This is a genomic window from Peribacillus sp. P4_C12 (assembly GCF_056402095.1).
In genome coordinates this window covers 1-1,296 of the sequence record NZ_JBFUIB010000821.1, presented here as the reverse complement: position 1 = coordinate 1,296, position 1,296 = coordinate 1, and the positions used below count along the sequence as shown (strand labels likewise).

Genomic DNA, 1,296 nt, shown 5'->3' with positions numbered 1-1,296 from the left:
GAAACAGAAAAACTCATAGAAAACGCCATCCTTCCTGTATATTTCTACAAAAAGAATAGCGTTTTTTTTCGTTATGATGATACAAATTCACCTTAGCTTGATGGCGATGGGGTCCTACCGTAGATATGTCCCCTAACGGCGTTGACGAAATTTTAAATGTAGGCTATTATGTACGTATATTATTGGAATTGGGTAGTAATTGTTTAAATACAAGCTAAGCCTATTCATTAGTGTGCAGAGAAGACTTTAGGTACTTCTATGCATTGTAATGAATGGGCTTTTTTTTGTTATATTGGGATGATAGATAATCCCCCTAAAATGAAATATACAATGAATCCATACTAAAATATCCTTGATTGGAGTGAAATATATGGAAATTAAAAGGCTTCTAAATAACAATGTCGTTATTACGGAAGATAAAAACGGTGAAGAGATAATTGTTATGGGAAAAGGAATAGGCTATCAAAAATCAAAAGGTGATGTGATTGATGAAAGGAAGGTAAACAAAATTTTTCGCATAGCCAATCAAGATATATCTACTAAATTACAAGAACTGCTAAATAACATACCCATTGAGCATATGAAACTCACAGATGAAATTATTGGATATGCCCAAAGCAAATTAGGTAAAAAACTCAATGAAGGTATTTATATTTCATTGAGTGATCACACCCATACTGCAATTCAAAGAATTAGAGAAGGAATTCAGATGAAAAATGCACTTCTTTGGGAGATAAAACGATTTTATAAAGATGAATTTAATATTGGAATGAAAGCACTGGATATTATAGAAAAAGAAACACATATCCGTTTACCTGACGATGAAGCAGGTTTTATTGCTTTTCATATTGTAAATGCTCAGTTGGGTAAAGAACAGCCAATCGTACAAGAGATTACACAGTTGATTCAAGAAGTGCTGACAATTGTTAGAGTTCATTTTGGTATTGAGATTATGGAAGAATCGGTTTCCTCTTATCGTTTTATTAGCCATTTAAAGTTTTTCGCTTCCCGGCTAATTACGGATAGCACATACAGTGATGGATCTGATGAAGAGTTACTTGAGATTATTAAAAACAAGTACGTGAAAGATTTTGAATGTGTTTCGAAGATTCAACTATTTATCCATAAGAAATACGGATACGATTTAACCTCAAATGAAATAATTTATCTGACCATTCATGTAGCAAAGGTAGTTCGGGAGTCGAGTAGATAGGTAAAGGAACATTAAAGGTGGTGATGACTGTAAACATGCAATACATAGCTGGATGGTAACATTAAGTTGGCCAAACCTTCACC

Annotated in this window: 1 protein-coding gene; it reads left to right on the top strand. The window is 33.3% G+C overall.

The genetic code is table 11. The features are described 5' to 3' along the window. Positions 1-370 precede the first annotated feature (370 nt). On the top strand, positions 371-1,213 hold the full coding sequence (gene licT, locus AC1DUW_RS29345) for a BglG family transcription antiterminator LicT (protein ID WP_053347667.1): 843 nt from the start codon (positions 371-373) through the stop codon (positions 1,211-1,213). Positions 1,214-1,296: the final 83 nt, after the last annotated feature.